We start from the raw sequence: 13,590 nt of genomic DNA, 5'->3' as shown, positions 1-13,590 counted from the left end.
TCCTCCCGCGGATCGCGGGAGGACGGGGCCGGGGCGCGGTCCTGGCCGGTACTAGCCGAGGGCCGACTTCACGACGTCCGCGAGCCGCCCGGCGATCGCGCGGGCCTGCTCGATGTCGGCGGCCTCGACCATCACCCGTACGAGAGGCTCGGTACCCGACGGACGGAGCAGTACCCGGCCGGTGGTGCCCAGCTCGCGCTCGGCGTCGGCGACGGCCGCGGCCAGCTCGGCGGAGGTCTTGACCCGGGACCTGTCCACGTCGGGGACGTTGACCAGCACCTGCGGCAGCCGCTGCATGACGCCCGCGAGGTCGGCCATCGAACGGCCGGTGGCCGCGATGCGCGCCGCCAGCATCAGGCCGGTGAGCGTGCCGTCGCCGGTCGTGGCGTGGTCGAGGATGATCACGTGCCCGGACTGCTCGCCACCGAGCGCGTAGCCGTGCTCCTTCATCGACTCCAGTACGTACCGGTCGCCGACGCCGGTCTGGACGACCTGGATGCCCTCGCCCTCCATGGCCAGCTTGAAGCCGAGGTTGGACATCACGGTGCCGACGACGGTGTTCCCGCGCAGGGAGCCCGCCTCGCGCATGGTCAGGGCCAGTACCGCGAGGATCTGGTCGCCGTCGATCTCGGCGCCGGAGGCGTCGACCGCGAGGCAGCGGTCAGCGTCGCCGTCGTGCGCGATGCCGAGGTCGGCGCCGTGCTCGACGACGGCCTGCTTGAGGAGGCCCAGGTGGGTGGAGCCGCAGCCGTCGTTGATGTTGAGGCCGTCCGGCTCGGCGCCGATGGTGACGACCTCGGCACCCGCCCGGGTGAAGGCCTCGGGCGAGACGCGGGCGGCCGCGCCGTGCGCCTCGTCCAGGACGATCTTGAGCCCGTCGAGGCGGTTGGGGAGGACTCCGATGAGGTGCGCGACGTACTTGTCGAAGCCCTCGTCGTAGTCGGAGACGCGGCCGACACCGGCGCCGGTCGGCCGGTCCCAGGGAGCGCCGGTGCGGTGCTCCTCGTAGACGGCCTCGATGCGGTCTTCGAGCTCGTCGGCGAGCTTGTGGCCACCGCGGGCGAAGAACTTGATGCCGTTGTCGGGCATCGCGTTGTGGCTGGCGGAGAGCATCACGCCGAGGTCGGCACCCAGCGCACCGGTGAGATACGCCACCGCCGGGGTGGGCAGCACACCGACGCGCAGGACGTCCACGCCCGCGCTCGCGAGGCCCGCGACGACGGCGGCCTCCAGGAATTCACCGGAGGCGCGGGGGTCGCGCCCGACGACCGCGGTCGCCCGGTGGCCCGCGAAGGTTCCCGCCTCGGCGAGTACGTGGGCAGCTGCCACGGAGAGACCGAGCGCGAGCTCAGCCGTCAGATCCGCGTTGGCGACGCCGCGTACACCGTCCGTCCCGAAGAGTTGTCCCACTGTTGTCCTCCCGAGTTCACGCTTCGTTTGTGACCGCTTGTGACATGTATTTGCCGCTTGTGGCGGTAAACGAACCGCCCCGGCAGCACGGAGAGTGCTGCCGGGGCGGTTTGTTGCTGAACAGCAGGCGCAGATTAACGCTTGCTGTACTGCGGAGCCTTACGGGCCTTCTTGAGACCGGCCTTCTTGCGCTCGACCGCACGGTCGTCGCGGGAGAGGAAGCCGGCCTTCTTCAGCGCCGGGCGGTTGTTGTCGACGTCCGCCTCGTTCAGGGCGCGGGCCACGCCGAGGCGCAGGGCGCCGGCCTGACCGGAGACGCCGCCACCCGAGATGCGGGCGATGATGTCGTAGCGACCGTCGAGCTCAAGGAGCTTGAACGGCTCGTTGACTTCCTGCTGGTGCACCTTGTTGGGGAAGTAGTCCTCAAGGGTGCGACCGTTGATCTTCCACTTGCCGGTGCCCGGAACGATCCGGACGCGGGCGATGGCGTTCTTGCGACGGCCCAGGCCTGCGGCCGGCTGCGGGTCGCCGAAGCGGCCGGCAAGGGACTCGGAGGTGTAGTCGCCCTCGACGACGACCTCAGACTCGGTGGTGTACTCCTCGACGCCCTCGAACTCTTCGACGGGGGTCTCGGCGGTGGTCTCGGCCACGATGCTCCTCAGAATTTTCTACGTCTTAGGGGGTGGCCGGAACTACTGCGCGACCTGGGTGATCTCGAACGGCACCGGCTGCTGGGCAGCGTGGGGGTGCTGGTCGCCCGAGTAGACCTTCAGCTTCGAGAGCATCTGACGGCCCAGGGTGTTCTTGGGGAGCATGCCCTTGATGGCCTTCTCGACGGCCTTCTCCGGGTTGTTCGCCAGGAGGTCGTCGTAGCGCACGGAACGCAGACCGCCCGGGAAGCCGGAGTGGCGGTACGCCATCTTCTGGGACGCCTTGTTGCCGGACAGGTGAACCTTGTCGGCGTTGACGATGATGACGAAGTCGCCCATGTCCATGTGGGGGGCGTAGGTCGGCTTGTGCTTACCCCGCAGGAGGGCAGCGGCCTGGGTCGCCAGACGGCCGAGGACAACGTCCTGGGCGTCGATGACGAGCCACTGGCGCGAGATGTCGCCGGGCTTGGGGCTGAACGTACGCACGCGTATGCCTTCGCTTCTTCAGTGGTGGTATCCCAAGGGCGCGAAGCCCCACGGGAAGGTCCTGACAGGGTCACCACGGACGATCACGACAGCCCTCGTTCACATCGGGGACGCAACCCGTGTGAACCGCTGGTCATCGGTCCGGTGGACCGGCGCAAGGCCCTTTCACGTGAGAATGAGAAAGCCAATACGCATAACAAACCAGCAGGATACCCAAGCAGACCCGTACGGGTCAAAACGCGGTCCGCGATGCCGATTCTGCTGGCGTCGCGGCGCACTCCGGTTCGGTCCTGGGTGGGGACCCCGCAGTTGTTACGGGTCCCAGAGTAACCCGACTGGAGCGCAGCGCACGACGCACCAGCAAGATCGCGAGCCCGCACAGGGTGGCGCAGTCCTTGAAGGCACGCCGCTTGTGGGCCAGCTCGGAGGGCCACGGCACCAGCGCCACCTGGGGCGTCAGGGCCAGCCAGAACCAGGGCGAGCGGGGCATCGAGCCCGGCCGCACCGCCGAGGCCAGCAGCAGCGGGAGCACCACCAGCAGGTAGTGGTCGAAGGACGGCCGCGAGACCAGGAATGCGGCGAGCATCACCATGCAGGCGGTCTCCACCAGCCGCAGCTCGCCGTCGTCACCGTCCCCGTCCGGACGCCGCCACCGCGTCCAGGCCGCCCACAGGCCGGCCCCGGCCCCCGCGAACGCCAGCAGCACCGCCACCGACTGCGGCACCCCCAGCCGCGGCAGCACCGCGATCGGCGAAGCGTCCCACGGCATGGCGTACGCGTCCTGCCCCTGGAGCAGGAAGGGCAGGGTCTTGGTGAAGAACAGCGAGGGGCTCGGCATCATCAGGGCCCCGGCCAACGACAGCCCCAGCGGCACCAGCACGGCCGCCGCCAGTCCCCGCCACTGCCGGGCGAGCAGGAAGAGCAGCCCGATCGGCACCAGCATCGGCTTGCAGGCGATGGCCAGCCCTATCACCAGCCCGGCGGACCCCCAGGACCTCCGGTGCGCGAGCAGCAGCGCCACCGGCAGCGCGGCCGCCGAGATGGCCGTCCAGTTGCCGATCAGGACGAGGTTCTCGAACGGCTTGTAGGCGAGGGCGAGGAAGGCGAGACCGCCGACCGCGAAGCGCGAGCGCAGCGGCACCGAGAACAGCCGCAGGGCGGCCGTCCAGCCGATGCCCAGCAGCCCCGACATCCCCACCGGCAGGACCCAGCGCAGCACCTCGCGCGGGACCAGGGCCTCCGGCACCGCCATGAGCACGGCGCTGGGCAGGTAGAGGAAGCGCTTGTCCTCGTACGGGGAGCCACCGGCCAGCAGCGTGTCGGCCGCCTTCACCACGAAGGCGTTGTCAGAGCCCCAGTTCTCCCGCAGGCTCGTGGAGACGCATATCCCGAGGAGCACGGCGAGGCAGAGGAACTGCCAGGGCCGGGAGGCCGGCCGGAGCAGCCGGTCGACCGTCCGGTTCCCCGAGGCCCGCTCCTCCCATTTCATGAGCCAGATGCCAGGCCTCAGGCCCACGATGCCCCTCCCCCACTCCGAACGCCCGTCTCAGCGGCGGCGCTCCACGCGCCGCTCGTCCCACACGGGTTCCTGAGTCTCTCGTACAACACCGTCCGAGCCGAAGACCAGGAAACGGTCAAATGTCCGCGCGAACCACCGGTCGTGCGTGACGCACAACACAGTGCCCTCGTACGACTCCAGGCCGTCCTGGAGCGCCTCCGCGGACTCCAGGTCCAGGTTGTCCGTCGGCTCGTCCAGCAGCAGCGCCGTCGTACCGGCCAGCTCCAGCAGCAGGATCTGAAAACGCGCCTGCTGGCCGCCCGACAGCTTCTCGAACGGCTGCTCGCCCTGGCGCTCCAGCTCGTACCGGCGCAGGACCGCCATGGCTGCGCCGAGCGGCTTCGCCGCCTCCGTCCACAGGATGTCGACGAGGGTTCGGCCGAACAGCTCCGGATGGGCGTGGGTCTGCGCGAAATGGCCGGGAACCACCCGCGCGCCCAGCTTCCAGGTGCCCGAGTGCTTGACGTCCTCGCCCGCCAGGAGCCGCAGGAAGTGCGACTTCCCGGATCCGTTCGAGCCGAGTACCCCGACCCGCTCCCCGTAGAAGACCTCCAGCGAGAACGGCTTCATCAGGCCCGTGAGCTCCAGGTTCTCCACGGTCAGTGCGCGCACGCCGGTGCGGCCGCCCTTGAGCCGCATCCGGATGTCCTGCTCGCGCGGCGGCTCCGGCGGCGGACCGGCCTCCTCGAACTTCTGGAAGCGGGTCTGCATCGCCTTGTAGCGCGACGCCATGTCGGGGCTGCTCGCCGCCTGGTTGCGCAGCCGCAGGACCAGCGCCTTCAGGCGCGCGTGCTCCTCGTCCCAGCGCCGCTTGAGCTCCTCGAAGCGGGCGAAGCGCTCCTTGCGGGCCTCGTGGTACGTGTCGAAGCCCGCGCCGTGCACCCACACGTCGGTCCCCGTGGGGCTCGGCTCCAGGCTGATGATCTTCTCGGCGGCCCGGGAGAGCAGCTCCCGGTCGTGCGACACGAAGAGCACCGTCTTGCGGGTGACCTTGAGCTGCTCCTCCAGCCAGCGTTTGCCCGGGACGTCCAGGTAGTTGTCCGGCTCGTCGAGCAGCAGCACCTCGTCCGGCCCGCGCAGCAGCGCCTCCAGCACGAGGCGCTTCTGCTCACCGCCCGACAGCGTGCGCACCTCGCGGAACTGCGCGGCGTCGTACGGGATGGCCAGCGCGGCCATGGTGCAGACGTCCCACAGGGTCTCCGCCTCGTAGCCCTGCACGTCGGCCCAGTCGCTGAGCGCCTGCGCGTACGCCATCTGGGCGGCCTCGTCGTCCACCGTCATGATCAGGTGCTCGGCGTGGTCGACGGCCTTGGCGGCCGCCCGCAGCCGCGGCTGGGCCACCGAGACCAGCAGGTCCCGTACGGTCGTCTCGTCCCGTACGGAGCCCACGAACTGCGACATCACGCCGAGGCCGCCGCTGACGGTGACCCCGCCGCCGTGCGGCTGGAGGTCACCGGAGATCAGCTTCAGCAGGGTGGACTTGCCGGCCCCGTTCGCCCCGACGAGGGCGACCACCGACCCCTCCCCCACGCGGAAGGAGACGTCGGGGAGCAGGACCCGCCCGTCGGGAAGGTAGTACTCCAGGTGGCTGGCTTCGAGATGTCCCATGCCGGGCATTGTCCAGGCCCGGCGCCGATCCGCCCAAACGGATTAGGTGGGGCCACGGCGGATCAGCAGCAGCCGGCACCCGGGAGGGTCCGCACGTTGCGTGCTTCCTTGCTGCGGGCGGCCAGCAACTCGTCCGCCGGGTAGCCGACCTCCTCCAGGGTGAGCCCGTGCGGCTTGACGACGTGCACCGAGGAGTCCCGTACGGCCGCCCGCAGGACCTTCCCCGGCCAGTCGGTGGGCCGGTGCCCGTCACCGACGTGCAGCAGCGCGCCGACCAGCGAGCGGACCATGTTGTGGCAGAAGGCGTCGGCGCGGACCGTCGCGGTGACGATCCCGTCCTCGGCGCGCTCCCAGCTGAGCTGCTGGAGGGTGCGGATGGTCGTGGCGCCCTCGCGCTTCTTGCAGTAGGCGGCGAAGTCGTGCTCCCCGACGAGCGCGGCGGCGGCCTCGTTCATGGCGTCCACGTCCAGCGGCCACTGGTGCCACAGCACGTGCCCGCGGCGCAGCGGGTCGACGCCGCCCTGGTGGTCGCCGACCCGGTAGGCGTAGCGGCGCCAGATGGCGGAGAAACGGGCGTTGAAGCCCTCCGGGGCCTGCGCGACCTTCCACACGCGTACGTCGTGCGGCAGCCGGCCCGCGAGGCGGCGCAGCAGCTTGTCGTGGTGCTCGGCCCACACCTCCTCGGCGATGTCGAACTGGGCGACCTGCCCGCGGGCGTGCACGCCCGCGTCGGTCCGCCCGGCCACGGTCAGCTCGACCTGGTGCGGCAGGCGCATCACGGTCTGCAGGGCGGACTCCAGCTCGCCCTGCACGGTCCGCAGCGTGCGCTGCTTCGCCCAGCCGGAGAAGTCCTTGCCGTCGTACGACAGGTCCAGCCGTACCCGGACGTGCCCGGGCTCCACCTCGTCACTCACGTGAGCGATCCTCTCAGCTGCATCTTTTGAACGAATGCAGAACGGGCCCGCCCCGGGAAGGGGCGGGCCCGTTCAGAGCCGATCAAGCAAGCGTGATCCCGGGGGATCAGGCCTCCTTGGTCTCCTCGGCAGCGGGAGCCTCGGCCACGGCCTCGGCGTCCTTCGCGGCGCGCTTGGTGGCGGCCTCGGCCTCACCAGTGGCCTGCTGGGCGACCGTGAGGGCCTCGACCAGCTCGATCACGGCCATCGGGGCGTTGTCGCCACGACGGTTGCCGATCTTGGTGATGCGCGTGTAACCACCGGGGCGGTTCTCGTAGCGCGGGGCGATCTCGGTGAACAGCGTGTGCACGATGCTCTTGTCCGTGATCGTCTGCAGCACCAGGCGACGGTTGTGGATGTCGCCCTTCTTGGCCTTGGTGACCAGACGCTCGGCGTAGGGACGCAGGCGGCGGGCCTTGGCCTCGGTGGTGGTGATGCGGCCGTGCTCGAAGAGCGCCTTCGCGAGGTTCGCGAGAAGGTGCTTCTCGTGCGCGGCGGAGCCGCCCAGACGGGCACCCTTTGCGGGACGCGGCATGGTGTTACTCCTTCATATCTGCACCGGCCGTGTCAGGTACCGGTGTCAGTTCCCCCGGGGCGGCTGCCCCGGGAAAGTCTTTTCTTAGTACTGCTCGGTCTCGACGAAACCGGCGTCCGCGTCGTCGTCGGCGCCGAAGGCGTCGGCGGCGGCGGTCGGGTCGAATCCGGGCGGGCTGTCCTTGAGGGCCAGGCCCATGCCGGCCAGCTTCGCCTTGACCTCGTCGATCGACTTCGCACCGAAGTTGCGGATGTCGAGCAGGTCGGCCTCGGAGCGGGCGACGAGCTCACCCACGGAGTGGATGCCCTCGCGCTTGAGGCAGTTGTACGACCGAACGGTGAGCTCAAGCTCCTCGATCGGCAGCGCCAGATCGGCGGCCAGGGCGGCGTCCGTCGGGGACGGGCCCATGTCGATGCCCTCGGCGTCGATGTTGAGCTCGCGGGCCAGACCGAACAGCTCGACCAGGGTCTTACCGGCGGACGCCATGGCGTCGCGCGGGCGCATGGCCTGCTTGGTCTCGACGTCGACGATCAGCTTGTCGAAGTCGGTGCGCTGCTCGACTCGGGTCGCCTCGACCTTGTAGGTGACCTTGAGGACCGGGCTGTAGATGGAGTCGATCGGGATACGACCGATCTCCTGGCCCAGCTGCTTGTTCTGGACGGCGGAGACGTAGCCGCGACCGCGCTCGACGGTCAGCTCCATCTCCAGCTTGCCCTTGCCGTTGAGCGTGGCGAGGACCAGGTCCGGGTTGTGCACCTCGACACCGGCCGGGGGCGCGATGTCGGCAGCGGTGACCAGGCCGGGACCCTGCTTGCGCAGGTACATCACGACCGGCTCGTCGTGCTCCGAGGAGACGACCAGCTGCTTGATGTTGAGGATGATGTCGGTGACGTCTTCCTTGACACCGGGCACGGTGGTGAACTCGTGCAGGACGCCGTCCACGCGGATGCTGGTGACAGCGGCACCCGGGATCGAGGACAGGAGCGTGCGGCGCAGCGAGTTGCCGAGGGTGTAGCCGAAACCCGGCTCCAGCGGCTCGATCACGAACCGCGAGCGGTACTCGTCGACGACCTCTTCGGTCAGCGAAGGACGCTGAGCGATAAGCATGTCTGTGTTCCTTCAGTCGTGGACGCCCACTATTTGACGCCCGACATGTACTGCTGGGTACTGCAAGGGTACGGGCGGCACGGCCCCCGAAGGGGTCGTACCGCCCGGACACTCAAAGACGCACAGGCGTCGCTGCGTCAGACGCGGCGGCGCTTCGGCGGACGGCAGCCGTTGTGCGGGGTGGGGGTGACGTCCTGGATCGAGCCGACCTCAAGGCCGGTGGCCTGGAGGGAGCGGATCGCGGTCTCGCGGCCGGAGCCCGGACCCTTGACGAAGACGTCGACCTTGCGCATGCCGTGCTCCTGCGCGCGGCGGGCGGCCGACTCGGCGGCCATCTGCGCGGCGAAGGGGGTGGACTTGCGCGAGCCCTTGAAGCCGACGTGGCCGGCGGAGGCCCAAGAGATCACGTTGCCCGAGGGGTCGGTGATCGAAACGATGGTGTTGTTGAACGTGCTCTTGATGTGGGCGTGCCCGTGAGCGACGTTCTTCTTTTCCTTGCGGCGCACCTTCTTGGCAGCGCCCTGACGACCCTTGGGGGGCATCTAAATCTCCTACGGGAGGTGGTCGGTCCTACAGCGCAAGACCGCTGAACAGGACTACTTCTTGCCCGGCTTCTTCTTACCGGCGATCGCGCGACGCGGGCCCTTGCGGGTACGCGCGTTCGTGCTGGTGCGCTGACCGTGCACCGGCAGGCCACGACGGTGGCGGATGCCCTGGTAGCACTGGATCTCGATCTTGCGGCGGATGTCGCCCTGGATCTCGCGGCGGAGGTCACCCTCGGTACGGAGGTTGGCGTCCACGTACTCGCGGATCTTGACGAGGTCCTCTTCGGCCAGGTCACGAACGCGGGTGTTCGGGTTCACGCCGGTGGAGGCGAGGATCTCCTTGGACCGGGTGCGCCCGATACCGAAGACGTAGGTGAGTGCGATCTCCACACGCTTTTCGCGCGGGATGTCAACACCGGAAACGCGTGCCATTCAATGGCTCCTGTGTGTTCGGGGGTCTTCCGCAGAACCAATCCCGACCGCCGACCACCCTGCTGGGCGGTGGTACGTCCGGGTCCCCGGCCCCCGCCGGAGGTGCCGCCGGCCCCGTACGGGGCTGGGCGGGTTCTGCGTATGTACGTTTTCTTACGTCGCGCGAAGAACTGCGTAGTGCAGGTCGGTCGGCGTGCGTCAGCCCTGGCGCTGCTTGTGGCGCAGGTTGTCGCAGATGACCATGACCCGACCGTGACGGCGGATCACCTTGCACTTGTCGCAGATCTTCTTGACGCTCGGCTTGACCTTCATGTTGGTGAGGTTCTCCGGGTCAGTGCCACCACCCGCACCGGGACGTCCGCCCAGGCAGGAGTGAGGACAAGATCTACTTGTATCGGTAGACGATCCGGCCACGCGTCAGGTCGTACGGAGACAGCTCCACAACGACCCGGTCATCCGGGAGGATGCGGATGTAGTGCATACGCATCTTGCCGCTGATGTGCGCGAGGACCTTGTGACCGTTCTGCAGTTCCACCTTGAACATCGCGTTCGGGAGGGACTCGATCACGGTGCCCTCGATTTCGATGGCACCTTGCTTCTTGGCCACGCTTCGCCCTTCGAATCGGCTACCTTGATCAGCTCCCTGCTTCGCATGAGGACATGCGGGTGCAAAGGAGCCGACGAGTCAGTCTACGTCAGGGCACCCAGAAAGACGAATCCGGAAAGTTTGCCCCACAGACTAGATCATTAACCGAGCGGGTCGGGCGCCGTGGTGACGCCGTACTCCGCCAGCTTCGCCTTGCCGCAGTCCGGGCTGGTCAGGACGATGGGGCCGGCCTCCGTCAGCGCGATCGAGTGCTCCCAGTGCGAGGACCAGGTGCCGTCCGTCGTGATGACCGTCCAGTCGTCCGCCAGGACCTCCGTCTGGGGGGTGCCCAGCGAGACCATCGGCTCGATGGCCAGGCAGACGCCCGGAACCAGCTTGATGCCCTTGCCCCGCTTGCGCGAGACGTAGTTCAGCAGGTGCGGGTCCATGTGCATCTCGGAACCGATCCCGTGGCCGCCGTAATCCTCGATGATCCCGAACTTGCCGAGGCTGTGCTCCCCGGTGGCGGGCCGCGGCTGGCGCTTGATGTAGCCCTCGATCGCCTTGGAGATGTCCACGAGGCGGTTGCCGAGCTTCATGGCGGCGATGCCGGCCCACATCGACTCCTCGGTCACCCGGGAGAGCTCCACGAGCTCCGGAGCGTGACCGGTGCCCACGAAGGCCGTGTACGCGGCGTCGCCGTGCCAGCCGTCGACGATCGCGCCGGCGTCGATCGAGATGATGTCGCCGTCCTTGAGGACCGTCTTGTCGTCCGGGATGCCGTGGACGACGACCTCGTTGACCGAGGTGCAGATCGTCGCGGGGAAACCGCCGTAACCCAGGAAGTTCGACTTGGCCCCGGCATCCGCGATGACCTTGCGGGCCACCATGTCCAGATCCCGCGTCGTGGCGCCCGGCACGGCCGCCTCACGGGTCGCCGCGTGGATCGCGGCGACGACCAGCCCTGCCTCGCGCATCTTCGCGATCTGCTCGGGGGTCTTGATCTGGACCATGGGAAGTGCCTTCCACCTTCGGATCTACGTAATCAGGTCGTCTCAACAGTACGGCCGCGGGGTCCTGGGGACACCGCGGCCGTACTGCTCTAGCAGGGGTACTACTTCTTGAGGGCGTCCATCGCGCGCTGCGTGACGTCCGCGACCTCACCGAGGGCCGGGATGGTCACCAGCAGGCCCTGGGCCTTGTAGTAGTCGATGATCGGCTCGGTCTGCGTGTGGTAGACCTCAAGCCGGTTGCGAACGGTCGCCTCGGAGTCGTCGTCGCGCTGGTACAGCTCGCCACCGCAGGTGTCGCAGACGCCCTCGGTCTTCGGAGCGGCGTACACGACGTGGAAAACGTGCGCGGACTCGTTGCGGCAGATCCGGCGGCCGGCGATGCGCTTGACCACCTCGTCCTCCTCGACCTCCAGGTCAAGGACGGCGTCGAGCTTCATGCTCGCGGTCTGCAGCATCTCGTCCAGCGCCTCGGCCTGCGAGACGTTGCGCGGGAAGCCGTCCAGCAGGAAGCCGTTGACGGCGTCCGGCTGCTCCATCCGGTCCTTGGCCATGCCGATGGTGATCTCGTCGGGGACGAGGTCACCGGCGTCCATGAACGCCTTCGCGCGCTGGCCCAGCTCGGTGTTCTTGCTGATGTTGGCGCGGAAGAGGTCGCCCGTGGAGATGTGCGGGATCGACAGGTTCTTCGCAAGGAACGCGGCCTGCGTTCCCTTGCCCGCACCGGGCGGTCCGACGAGGACGATTCGCATCAGCGGAGGAACCCTTCGTAATTGCGCTGCTGGAGCTGGCTCTCGATCTGCTTCACGGTTTCCAGACCCACACCCACGATGATGAGGATGCTCGTCCCGCCGAACGGGAAGTTCTGGTTCGCTCCGAAGCCGGCCAACGCCATCGTCGGCACAAGAGCGATGAGACCCAGGTACAGCGACCCCGGCCAGGTGATCCGGTTGAGCACGTAGCTCAGGTACTCGGCGGTGGGTCGACCGGCACGGATACCCGGGATGAACCCACCATACTTCTTCATGTTGTCTGCAACTTCCTCGGGGTTGAAAGAAATCGCCACGTAGAAGAACGCGAAGAAGACGATCAGGAGGAAGTAGGCGGCGATGTAGTACGGGTGGTCGCCCTTGACGAAGTGCTTCTGGATCCAGGTGGCCCAGCTCGCGGTCGAGCCACTGAACTGCACGATCAGTGCAGGGATGTACAGCAGCGACGAGGCGAAGATGACCGGGATGACACCGGCCTGGTTCACCTTGAGCGGGATGTACGTCGAGGTGCCCCCGTACGCACGGCGGCCGATCATGCGCTTCGCGTACTGGACCGGAATCCGTCGCTGCGCCTGCTCGACGAAGACCACCAGGGCGACCATCGCCAGGCCGACGAGGATGACCACGCCGAACTCGACCCAGCCGTCGGCGATCTTGCCCTGGAGCTTGATCTGCCACAGCGCGCCGATGAAGCCGGCGGCGATCGAGATGAACATCAGGATCGACATGCCGTTGCCGATGCCGCGGTCGGTCACGAGCTCACCGAGCCACATGACGACGCAGGTACCCGCGGTCATCGTGATGACCATGACGATCGTGGTGAAGATCGACCGGTTCGGGACGATCTGGCTGGCGACCTGGCAGCCCTGGAACAGGGCACCAGTGCGGGCAGTGGCGACGAGGCCGGTGCCCTGCAGGATCGCGAGTGCGACCGTCAGATAGCGCGTGTACTGAGTGATCTTCGCGGTGCCGGACTGACCCTCTTTCTTGAGGTTCTCCAGCTTCGGGATGACCACGGTCAGCAGCTGCAGGATGATGCTCGCCGTGATGTACGGCATGATGCCGAGCGCGAAGATCGTGATCTGCAGCAGCGCACCGCCGCTGAACATGTTGACGAGACCGAAGAGGCTGTTGCTGCTCCCGGCCTGGTCGACACAGATCTGAACGTTCTTGTAGCTCACGCCGGGTACCGGGATGTGGGACCCGAGCCGGAACAGCATGATGATGCCGAGCGTGAAGAGCAGCTTCTTGCGCAGGTCGGGCGTCTTGAACGCCCGGGCGAACGCGGTGAGCACGGTGCCTCCTGCGACCCCCGCGCTACTGCGTCAGAGGTGACGGTCTGAGGGATCGACGAATACGTACAAGCAAAGGTGCAGGCCACCTTACCGGCGACTGCGCCCCCCGTGGAACGACCAACCGGGGATGCCCCATATGTGAGGCATCCCCGGTCGGGTTTTACTCGCTATTTGTCACCTGGTACGTGCTAGACGAGCTCGGTGACGGTGCCGCCGGCAGCGGCAATCTTCTCCTTGGCGGAGGCGGAAACGGCGTCAACCGACACCGTCAGCGCCACGGAGATCTCGCCCTGGCCCAGGACCTTGACGAGGCTGTTCTTGCGAACCGCGCCCTTGGCGACCAGGTCGGCCACCGTGACCTCTCCACCCTCGGGGTAGAGAGCGCCGAGCTTGTCCAGGTTGACAACCTGGAACTCGGTGCGGAACGGGTTCTTGAAGCCCTTGAGCTTCGGCAGGCGCATGTGGAGGGGCATCTGCCCACCCTCGAAGCGCTGCGGGATCTGGTAACGGGCCTTCTGGCCCTTCGTACCACGACCTGCCGTCTTACCCTTCGACGCCTCACCACGACCGACACGGGTCTTCGCGGTCTTGGCGCCGGGGGCGGGACGGAGGTTGTGGGCCTTCAGCGGGCTGTTCTCAGCCATG

16 protein-coding genes are annotated in these 13,590 nt (G+C 67.9%); all 16 read right to left on the bottom strand.

The genetic code is table 11. The features are described 5' to 3' along the window. Nucleotides 1-51: 51 nt before the first annotated feature. The 16 genes from glmM to rplO all read right to left on the bottom strand — a co-directional run bounded on the left by glmM (nt 52) and on the right by rplO (nt 13,589). On the bottom strand, nt 52-1,410 hold the full coding sequence (glmM, locus tag OG974_RS25115) for a phosphoglucosamine mutase (RefSeq protein WP_327284933.1): 1,359 nt from the start codon (nt 1,408-1,410) through the stop codon (nt 52-54). A 134-nt stretch (nt 1,411-1,544) separates the two neighbouring features. Beyond that, complete coding sequence (gene rpsI, locus OG974_RS25110) at nt 1,545-2,060, bottom strand: 30S ribosomal protein S9 (RefSeq protein ID WP_327284932.1); 516 nt, start codon at nt 2,058-2,060, stop codon at nt 1,545-1,547. Between the two features lie 42 nt (nt 2,061-2,102). Continuing rightward, nucleotides 2,103-2,546, bottom strand: a complete 444-nt coding sequence (rplM, locus tag OG974_RS25105; RefSeq protein WP_327284931.1) for a 50S ribosomal protein L13 — start codon at nt 2,544-2,546, stop codon at nt 2,103-2,105. Nucleotides 2,547-2,778: 232 nt separating this feature from the next. Next, complete coding sequence (locus OG974_RS25100; RefSeq protein WP_371644527.1) at nt 2,779-4,062, bottom strand: glycosyltransferase family 87 protein; 1,284 nt, start codon at nt 4,060-4,062, stop codon at nt 2,779-2,781. A 30-nt stretch (nt 4,063-4,092) separates the two neighbouring features. Continuing rightward, nucleotides 4,093-5,712, bottom strand: coding sequence for an ATP-binding cassette domain-containing protein (locus tag OG974_RS25095; protein ID WP_327284929.1), 1,620 nt, complete (start codon nt 5,710-5,712; stop codon nt 4,093-4,095). A gap of 62 nt (nt 5,713-5,774) precedes the next feature. After that, a complete protein-coding gene (gene truA / locus OG974_RS25090) occupies nt 5,775-6,626 on the bottom strand; it encodes a tRNA pseudouridine(38-40) synthase TruA (RefSeq protein WP_327284928.1) in 852 nt (283 codons plus the stop codon). Nucleotides 6,627-6,732: 106 nt separating this feature from the next. Then, nucleotides 6,733-7,200 (bottom strand): 50S ribosomal protein L17, encoded by a 468-nt coding sequence (gene rplQ / locus OG974_RS25085; protein ID WP_030298228.1) that lies wholly within the window; start codon nt 7,198-7,200, stop codon nt 6,733-6,735. Nucleotides 7,201-7,284: 84 nt separating this feature from the next. Further along, a complete protein-coding gene (locus tag OG974_RS25080) occupies nt 7,285-8,307 on the bottom strand; it encodes a DNA-directed RNA polymerase subunit alpha (protein WP_008739666.1) in 1,023 nt (340 codons plus the stop codon). Nucleotides 8,308-8,444: 137 nt separating this feature from the next. Continuing rightward, nucleotides 8,445-8,849, bottom strand: coding sequence for a 30S ribosomal protein S11 (rpsK, locus tag OG974_RS25075; RefSeq protein WP_003956432.1), 405 nt, complete (start codon nt 8,847-8,849; stop codon nt 8,445-8,447). Between the two features lie 54 nt (nt 8,850-8,903). Then, nucleotides 8,904-9,284, bottom strand: a complete 381-nt coding sequence (gene rpsM, locus OG974_RS25070) for a 30S ribosomal protein S13 (RefSeq protein ID WP_007265919.1) — start codon at nt 9,282-9,284, stop codon at nt 8,904-8,906. Between the two features lie 198 nt (nt 9,285-9,482). After that, on the bottom strand, nt 9,483-9,596 hold the full coding sequence (gene rpmJ, locus OG974_RS25065; protein ID WP_003956441.1) for a 50S ribosomal protein L36: 114 nt from the start codon (nt 9,594-9,596) through the stop codon (nt 9,483-9,485). A gap of 73 nt (nt 9,597-9,669) precedes the next feature. Continuing rightward, entirely contained in the window at nt 9,670-9,891 is a 222-nt protein-coding gene (infA, locus tag OG974_RS25060) for a translation initiation factor IF-1 (RefSeq protein ID WP_003956442.1), read from the bottom strand. A 140-nt stretch (nt 9,892-10,031) separates the two neighbouring features. Then, entirely contained in the window at nt 10,032-10,883 is an 852-nt protein-coding gene (gene map / locus OG974_RS25055; protein WP_327284927.1) for a type I methionyl aminopeptidase, read from the bottom strand. A gap of 101 nt (nt 10,884-10,984) precedes the next feature. Beyond that, nucleotides 10,985-11,632: an adenylate kinase gene (locus OG974_RS25050; protein ID WP_327284926.1), complete on the bottom strand. Its 648-nt coding sequence runs from the start codon at nt 11,630-11,632 to the stop codon at nt 10,985-10,987. After that, a complete protein-coding gene (gene secY, locus OG974_RS25045; protein WP_327284925.1) occupies nt 11,632-12,945 on the bottom strand; it encodes a preprotein translocase subunit SecY in 1,314 nt (437 codons plus the stop codon). The genes OG974_RS25050 and secY overlap by 1 nt, the downstream gene beginning before the upstream one ends. A gap of 188 nt (nt 12,946-13,133) precedes the next feature. Continuing rightward, complete coding sequence (gene rplO, locus OG974_RS25040) at nt 13,134-13,589, bottom strand: 50S ribosomal protein L15 (protein ID WP_030154704.1); 456 nt, start codon at nt 13,587-13,589, stop codon at nt 13,134-13,136. Nucleotide 13,590 lies beyond the last annotated feature (1 nt).

It is taken from the genome of Streptomyces sp. NBC_00597, from assembly GCF_041431095.1.
Lineage (GTDB): Bacteria > Actinomycetota > Actinomycetes > Streptomycetales > Streptomycetaceae > Streptomyces.
This window is presented reverse-complemented; position numbering and strand designations above follow the sequence as displayed.

Excerpts from the sequence above, each read along its gene's own strand:
- rpmJ (WP_003956441.1), bottom strand. The coding sequence starts at position 9,596 with ATGAAGGTCAAGCCGAGCGTCAAGAAGATCTGCGACAAGTGCAAGGTG.
- OG974_RS25050 (WP_327284926.1), bottom strand. The coding sequence starts at position 11,632 with ATGCGAATCGTCCTCGTCGGACCGCCCGGTGCGGGCAAGGGAACGCAG.
- rpsM (WP_007265919.1), bottom strand. The coding sequence starts at position 9,284 with ATGGCACGCGTTTCCGGTGTTGACATCCCGCGCGAAAAGCGTGTGGAG.
- OG974_RS25080 (WP_008739666.1), bottom strand. The coding sequence starts at position 8,307 with ATGCTTATCGCTCAGCGTCCTTCGCTGACCGAAGAGGTCGTCGACGAG.
- rplQ (WP_030298228.1), bottom strand. The coding sequence starts at position 7,200 with ATGCCGCGTCCCGCAAAGGGTGCCCGTCTGGGCGGCTCCGCCGCGCAC.
- OG974_RS25095 (WP_327284929.1), bottom strand. The coding sequence starts at position 5,712 with ATGGGACATCTCGAAGCCAGCCACCTGGAGTACTACCTTCCCGACGGG.
- rplO (WP_030154704.1), bottom strand. The coding sequence starts at position 13,589 with ATGGCTGAGAACAGCCCGCTGAAGGCCCACAACCTCCGTCCCGCCCCC.
- rpsK (WP_003956432.1), bottom strand. The coding sequence starts at position 8,849 with ATGCCCCCCAAGGGTCGTCAGGGCGCTGCCAAGAAGGTGCGCCGCAAG.
- map (WP_327284927.1), bottom strand. The coding sequence starts at position 10,883 with ATGGTCCAGATCAAGACCCCCGAGCAGATCGCGAAGATGCGCGAGGCA.